At 38.8% G+C, this 8,120-nt stretch carries 4 protein-coding genes; 2 read left to right on the forward strand and 2 right to left on the reverse strand.

The genetic code is table 11. The features are described from left to right. The first annotated feature begins 48 nt into the window (after nt 1–48). Both DBR11_RS07930 and DBR11_RS07935 read left to right on the forward strand, forming a co-directional pair. Entirely contained in the window at nt 49–699 is a 651-nt protein-coding gene (locus DBR11_RS07930) for an HD domain-containing protein (RefSeq protein ID WP_108551339.1), read from the forward strand. 109 nt (nt 700–808) lie between these two features. Beyond that, nucleotides 809–2,989, forward strand: a complete 2,181-nt coding sequence (locus DBR11_RS07935; RefSeq protein WP_146186487.1) for a DUF5703 domain-containing protein — start codon at nt 809–811, stop codon at nt 2,987–2,989. A gap of 47 nt (nt 2,990–3,036) precedes the next feature. Here DBR11_RS07935 and DBR11_RS07940 read toward each other — a convergent pair whose 3' ends face one another. Both DBR11_RS07940 and DBR11_RS07945 read right to left on the reverse strand, forming a co-directional pair. After that, the gene (locus tag DBR11_RS07940; protein WP_233260685.1) at nt 3,037–5,301 is read right to left on the reverse strand and encodes a GH92 family glycosyl hydrolase; all 2,265 of its coding nucleotides are present in this window, start codon (nt 5,299–5,301) and stop codon (nt 3,037–3,039) included. Nucleotides 5,302–5,413: 112 nt separating this feature from the next. Then, nucleotides 5,414–7,966, reverse strand: coding sequence for a galactose oxidase (locus tag DBR11_RS07945; RefSeq protein ID WP_108551343.1), 2,553 nt, complete (start codon nt 7,964–7,966; stop codon nt 5,414–5,416). Nucleotides 7,967–8,120 lie beyond the last annotated feature (154 nt).

Raw genomic sequence — 8,120 nt, forward strand, 5'->3', positions numbered from 1 at the left:
AAACTTTTAACGAGCATAACTTTGAATTGTATAAAACAATTTGAAATTATGTCAGTAAATCGTTTAAAAAAATTAGCCGGTATCACTATCCCGGACAGTAAAATTACAATACAGGCCACCGAACTTTTACTGGAATATGGTACTGAATTTATTTACAACCACTCCTTGCGTGTTTTTCTGTTTTCATCATTAAATGCTCAACGCAAGCATTTAACGCATGATGCGGAACTGTTATACGTGGCATCCGTATTTCATGACCTTGGTCTTGTGCCTCATTACAGTAGCTCAGATCTTAGATTTGAAGTCGACGGAGCCAACGCAGCCCGCGATTTCCTAAAGGGCCATGGCATTGCAAAAGATAAGATACAGTTGGTTTGGGATACAATTGCTTTGCATACAACTATTGGTATCGCAGAGCATAAAGAAAATGAGGTAGCATTAATGTACAGCGGAGTAGGATTAGACGTAATGGGTGAAGGTTATGAAAATTTAAGTGCACAACATAGGGAAGAAATTATAAAAGCTTTTCCTAGAAATGATTTCAAGAAAAAAATTATCCCCACATTTTTTGGAGGATTTGAGCATAAGACTGAAACCACTTTTGGCAATATTAAAGCCGATGTATGTGCCTTTATGCTCCCCAACTTTCACCGCAAAAATTTCTGTGACTGCATTTTACATTCCCCATGGTCAGAGTAGCTCTCAGGATCAACACTACAAGGTCTGTTAATTCGCTATTAAGGGTTTATTAATTTGTGGGAATATCTTTATTCAGGATTACTATAAATTTAAGAACCTAACCGAACAAATGATGAATGATTTTCGACAGTCAAAAATTACGATCTGTTCCTTTCTGATGCTGATCAGTTCACTTTCAGCTCTGGCTCAGCAGAAAGAATCAAGGAATATCGAATTACTTTTAAAACCCTATAATGTAACCTGGGATACCCCTGGTCCTACATCATTAGAATCTATGCCCATTGGCAACGGTGATGTAGGACTTAACGTATGGGCCGAACCCAGTGGAGACATCGTTTTTTTCACTGCAAAAACCGACGCCTGGAGTGAAGACAACAGAGGCTTATACGGTCTACTAAAATTGGGGGGTATGCGTCTTTCACTGAGTCCGTCTCCATTTAAACCAGGTGGACATTTCCTGCAGACACTTAAACTACATGAAGGCGAAATAGAAATTTCAGAAGGAAAAAAAGGTAAAGGAGCCATTATACGTATCTGGGTAGATGCAAATAACCCGGTGATCAGAGTTGAAGTAAAAAGTGATCATCCGGTTTCAGCAAAATTCACACTCGATAACTGGCGTACCACAAAGAATGAACGCATCGGTGCAGATGTCATCCTGAAAGACCAGATCAACCGTATTGCCTGGTATCATAGAAATGGAGAAAACAGCGATCCAGAGGTATTAAATCGCACATTCGGTGCTGTTATTAAGGGAACTGGAATGATTAGTAGCGGTTATTCTGTTTTAAAATCAACTCAACCGGCAACATTTCATCTTATTTCTATTTATCCTTTAACAGCAACAACAACAACCGGAGATAAATGGGTATCACAATCAAAAGATCAGGTTTCACGTCTTGAAAAACTCAGCCTGGCTCAAAGCTATAAAAAACACCAGCAATGGTGGGACCAATTTTGGAAGCGCAGCTGGATTTACATAAATGGAGACCAGGCAGCACAAGATATTACACATGGTTACATACTTCAGCGTTTTGTTACGGCTTGCGCCGGACGAGGTGGGTACCCCGTAAAATTTAACGGGTCAATCTTCAATGTAAATCACACTAAATTAAAACTTGATCAGGAAATAAAATCTGTAACTGCTGATTACAGGAAATGGGGCGGCCAGTATTGGTTTCAGAACACCCGTGCAATGTACTGGCCCAGGTTAATGGCTGGTGATTTTGATGTGATGATGCCATTTTTTAATATGTATATAGCAATGATTCCTGCAAATAAGGCTCAGATAAAAAAATATTACAACCATGATGGCGTCTATTTTGCAGAAACAGCTCCTTTTTGGGGAGGTTTAAGATATTGGGGGCCAGAGGTACAAGAGGATTGGACAGGACATTATTTTACGCCTGTCCTTGAATTGAGTATGATGATGCTGGATTATTACAAATACACTGAAGATCAAGAATTTGCAAGGGAAAAATTACTTCCGGTAGCAAAAGCGGGCATCATTTTCTTCGATCAGCATTTTAAAAGAGATGAAAGCGGAAAATTACTATTGGATCCGGTTAATTCGATAGAACAATTCTGGAAAGTGTACAATCCTGCACCAGACATTGCAGGTTTACATGCGTTACTTCAGCAATTGATTGATCTTCCGGATAACATTGCTGAACCTTCAATAAAAGCACCATGGAGAAGACTGCTGCAAGAACTGCCTGTACTTCCTGTTGGCGTAGATACTAAATCTGGAGACAGCATCCTTCTTCCATATTCCGGACAACAAACGGCTAAGCCAAGAAATCGTGAAAATCCGGAATTATACTCCATCTACCCTTTTCGGATCTATGGCCTTGGCAAACCAAACCTTAAACTGGCCATATCAACATTTAATGCCCGTAAAGAAAGATTTAAAGGTTGCTGGACGCAAGATCCCATACAGGCTGCTTTATTGGGCATAACCAGTGTAGCCAAAGAATACACTCAGTTTGCCTTCAATCTAAAAGATCCGGAATTGAAATTCCCTGCTTTCTGGTCTGCAGAAAATGATTACCAGCCTGATCAGGACAATGGTGGAAATGCAGAAAATGCACTACAGCTGATGTTAATGCAATGTGAAGGTGAAAAAATCATGCTGCTGCCCGCCTGGCCTAAAGAGTGGAGTGCAGACTTTAAATTAAATGCACCATTTAAAACAACAGTTCAAGGTAAGATTGTAAGGGGTAAACTAACAGATCTGGTTGTTACTCCTGCTGAACGAAAGAAAGACGTGATAGATATGTCTATTCAATAGACCTATAAAATTAAGGCCAATCAGTTTATCGACTGGCCTTAATTTATTTATTCAACCCCCCATTTTTTATTTGGTTTGGGCCCCATCTCCAATTCAAGCTTTCCACCTGCTACAAGTTGCTCATGAGTAAACCAAGGCGTGCTTAATACTTTACCATCCAATTTTGCACTCTGAATGTATTTATTAACTACAGAACAATGGTTGGCGATCATTTCAAAAGTGTTCCCATTGGGTAAATCGATAGCTACTCTTTCAAAAACAGGACTTCCAATGGTATAAACCGGCAGACCGGGCGTTACCGGGTAAAAACCCATGGAAGAAAAAACCACAAAAGCAGTCATCCCCCCACCATCTTCATCACCCGGAATACCAAATACATTGTCTTTAAACCAGGTATCTAGCAGAAAGCGGATTCTCTTCTGAGTTTTCCATGGCGAATCTGTAAAATTGTATAGGTATGGAATATGGAAACTCGGTTCGTTACCCATAGAAAACTGGCCTACAATCCCAGTTACGTCAGGGAATTTGGCCTGAAACTCATATTGACTCCGCCCAAGTGGCTCTCTGAACAACTGATCCAGTTTATTTTCAAAACCAGTTTTACCACCCAGTAAACCTATTAATCCATTTACATCCTGTTGTATCTGCCATAAATAAGTCCAGCCATTATTCTCATCATAATATTCTCTTCCCCCCATTCCCCCATCAAACTTAGGATCTATTTTAACCCAGTTGCCATTTTTATCTTTCGGCATGAACATCTGCTTCTCTGGGTCCCATAAGTTTCTATAATTCTGTCCTCTGGCATTAAACTTCACAAAATCCTCCTTCTTCCCCATGTCTTTAGCCAATTGACCCAATGCCCAATCGTCATAACTGTTCCCCAGGGTAACTGCCACTGCCTGGCGTTTTTCAAATTTGTCTACAGTGGGTACATATTCATTTTCTCCAATCGCCAAAGCAGGAAAAAATCCTTTATTGTGATAAAAATCATCCAACTCTGTCTTAGGTCCATTTCTCCAGGGCAGCATGGTTGCCTCATTCGCATTTTTAGCCAGACCTTCGTAGGCCTTGTTTAAATCAAAGTTTTTTAATCCTTTACGGTGCGCATCCAGGAAACTAATTGTAGAATGAAAACCATTCATACAAGCGTGGTCACCAAACAGTACCGGAAACGTAGGCATCCAGCCACTCTGTTCATACATGTTTACATAAGAACTTAACATATCCTCTTCCTGTGCAGGGTTTAAAATTACACGAAGCGGGTGATGGGCCAAATAAGTATCCCAGGCCCAGTCGTCAACATAAAATGGCCGGTTACTTTGGTGTATTTTATTATCAAAACCACTAAAATACTGTCCATCTTCAGAGATATCCACCATTCGCTCATAACATCTGTACAGAGCTGTATAAAAAGATCTTCTTTGTGCTTCAGTTCCCCCCGTTGAATGGATTTGATTGATCACTTTCGCCCAGGCCTCTTCGGCAACACCATATTGGGCATTAAAATCTATTTGTTTTAATTCATGATCATAATTCTTTTTAGCCTGTGCTGCACTTATATAAGAGATGGCATATTTAAATTCAATTTTACCATTAGAGTTTTTAGGAAAACTAATATAGGCCCTCGCATCTTTTCCTTCTACCTTAGATTGGCCTGACAGCTGATTATTTTGAACAGTACCTATTACACCATCTTCACTAAAAATACCATAGAGATATACCTTAATATTCCCATGATAAACTTCAACACCAGTTAGTTCCCTGGCAGAAATAAAATTAAATTCATTTTGACCGTCGTTATAGTTTCCAAAAAGCAAAGATTTATTACTCTTAGTGGGAAATTCAAATTTAAAGTATCCTGTTTTTTTTCCGGGAGTAAATTCCACCTTCACCTCATCATCTATAAGATAGGTACTGTAGTACCAGGGGCGATTAATCTCCAGGTCATAATCATAGGTCATATTCTTTTTCCAGCTTGACAGACTTCGCTCTTGCACAACTGGCTTCATTGAAAATACTTGTCCTAAACGGTGCGAAACAACGTTTAAAGGAAAGCTCGAAATCTGATCATCTTTATAATCCTTTCTTTGCGGAAACATTCGGATCATTTGATTAGGCAATTGAATAGTAGGACGGGTTGGTTCTAATAAATGACCAACATTACCAATCAACGGGTCTACATATTTCAGGTTCCCGGTGCCCTCATAAGATTTGGTCTGGGCAATGGTACCTGTTTGTATCCATAGTAGGGGAATGCACAAAACCAATTTTAGTTTTGGCACCATAACATTAGTTAACATCTTAAGCATACAGTGGTTTAATTTCTTGATTTTAATCCAAGTTAGATCCAGGTATTAATAAAAGCCTAACAAATGATTAACCGGTATCATTTAACCCAATTTCCGCAAAAAATTAAATCTGCTATTCTAATATTTCCTGAAAACTTTGTTTAAAGTCTTCTCCATAAATCGCTTTATAGGCTTTGCTAAAAGTTTCAAATTTTGTTTTTGCTAAAGAATGTTTTCCCAAATGTACAAGTGCTTTACAGTTGATCAACATTGCTTCTTCGTTTACCGGATCAAAATAAGCTATGTAATTAGACAGGCTGATCAAAAATTCCGGATCATCTGCAATTTTAATACGAGCTGCATAATGGAGATAGGTATCAATGATCTCATTGGAAATCTCCGATTTAAAACCATCCAGCCAGTCATATTCTACATTAGACAAAAAGCCGCCACGATGGATCAGATTCGTAAGTTCGTTGAGCCTGGCTTTGTCAATTTCCCGCTTACTGTTTACGATATTCAAATATTGATTGTAATCAATTTTAACCTGCTTAGGTTCAAAATCGATCTTCCAGTACCCGGTTGTTTTTGAAATCTGGCAGCCCTCTATTCTTTCCAGAATAATCTTTAGTTTGGCAATATTCACAGATCTGTTATTCCTGGCACTCTCCGCAGGTTTATCAAACCACAATATTTCTGTTAGCTTCTCAGAACTGATCCCCCTTCCCCATTTTATAGTATACAGCAGCACGACCAGGAAAAGCTCCCGTATCAAAGGAGAGAGAGATTTGGTAATATCTTCTCCATCTCTATCAAACAACTGCATATCTCCGAACAGAAAAATGGTGTTTTTTATTTCTGGCTTCGGTTGTTCCGTTTCAGAATCAGCTGCTTTATCCAGAATTAACGGAACTTCGGTTGGAAATGACGGCACAGCAGATCCAGTTGTAGCTGCTCCGGAACGGCGCTTATTTTGCCTGTAAAAAAAGAAAATGCCAATAAGGAATACCGGCACAAGCAATAATAAGTATTTGCTGGCTTTGAATGTATCCCCACCCTCTGCTAAGGCACTGGAAAAGACTTCTGGCGGACCGTATAGTGTAAAAATCTTAACAGTTGTTTGGTTCCTTTTTTCATCCCGCAGTAACGTCACAGCAACGTATTTTTGACTTGCGGGGCAATAAAACAAGTCTGCAAAAGAATTGATGTCATGAAAAGCATAAGGTATCCGATTACCCACCAGTTTATAAACAGGCGTATTTAAAGACCCCTGTATTAATTGCAGATAGGAATTATACTTATCATTTGGAAAGGTGAGCGCATAGTAGTTGTTGTTTTTTTCGCTAACCACCATCGAGTTTGCAAAAGCAAAATCTTCGTTTTTAGGTTTGATTTCAAAAATCTTCCTAAAAGTTCCCTGCTTAACATCGTAAAAATTAAAGTCGTAGATATTTTTGGGATTTAAGATTTGTTCACCTGTTGCGCTTCCATACCCTCCAAGGATATAGGCGCCATCTTTTACTGCACCAAGTGCAGATAAATAACGTGGGGTAAAATTCCCTTTAGCCTGCACAAGTGACCATTTCTTGTCTGGAAAATGATAACGGTTTACACTATGACTATAGTGATACTGTCCATAACCACCAATCATATATATAGAACTGTCCAGAGCTGAATAAAACTTGTTGGAATGCCAGAACAGTGTGATGACATCGGGATTTATATATTTCTTATCCCATTTCCCACTACTAAAGTTAAAATTAGCAACCAACTTCTGGTCCATATAAAAATTGAACAACTGCCCCGTACTAGCATCAAAAATAGATTGGTTTCCAGCAAGTAGCCCTTGTTTTCCGGAGTTGTATGGATGATAAGTAGATTGGTGGGAAACTAGATTATAACTGACCAGCGAATCTTCAGCAACCACATACAGTTCCTCTTTATTTGGATTAAAAGCAACGCTTGCTGGCCCCTTCACTACAAAATCTTTCACCATCTCCCAGTCGTAATGCAGTTTTTTGACCCAGATTGGATTGAAAACACTCGCATCTTTTCCCTTGATCTTTTCCTGGGCTTTATTTCCTGATTTCTCGTTCAATGGCCAGTAATAACTCAAATGTTGATCTTCGCTGATCTTAACCTCCCTGATTTTCATTGGAGGTACATCTTTTATTTTGAAATATTTGTAGTTATTTGCTCCCAAAAGAATCCTGTAGCAATTGTTCTCCAACTTCAATTTTTGCCGGTAAGTTCTCCCATCTGCCAGCAGGATAAGCTGCTGACGTTCAGCATCAAATTGAAATTTTAAATTATACCAGTTTTTATACAGTTTATTAATGTTAATATCAAAGGCAATATCAGACACTTTATCGCCAATAATCAATTTGAAGTGTTTGTTTTCCAGAAACCGCATATCATATACCAGATCAATATTACGTTCGTTGTTATCAATCAGGCGGAAAACATAACCAAAGTAATCTGCATAACCTGGCATAAAAGAAAGATCAAACGACAATTCAAAACTACGATCCAAGCAGATGGGCTGCTCTGCACTAAGATCCAAACTCGTCCTTTTGTCCTGCACCACTTCATGGCCAGCAAAACCTAATCCATAAGATTGGCAATACCCCGCCAAGGAAGCTAACTGTAAAAACAAAAAACAAGCAGCGTAAAACTTTAATTTCATAGTCGTTTGAAGAAGGACATCTGGTCACAGGAACACCAAAGATAATAGAATATGTAACTTTTAATAGGATTTTCTGTTCACAGTAAATCCTATTAAAATTAAAGAAGATGAACGTATAAAGCGCTATCTGTAGCGCTACAGGCCTATATATCTC

This window comes from Pedobacter sp. HMWF019 (assembly GCF_003061025.1).
In the GTDB taxonomy this organism is placed as follows: domain Bacteria; phylum Bacteroidota; class Bacteroidia; order Sphingobacteriales; family Sphingobacteriaceae; genus Pedobacter.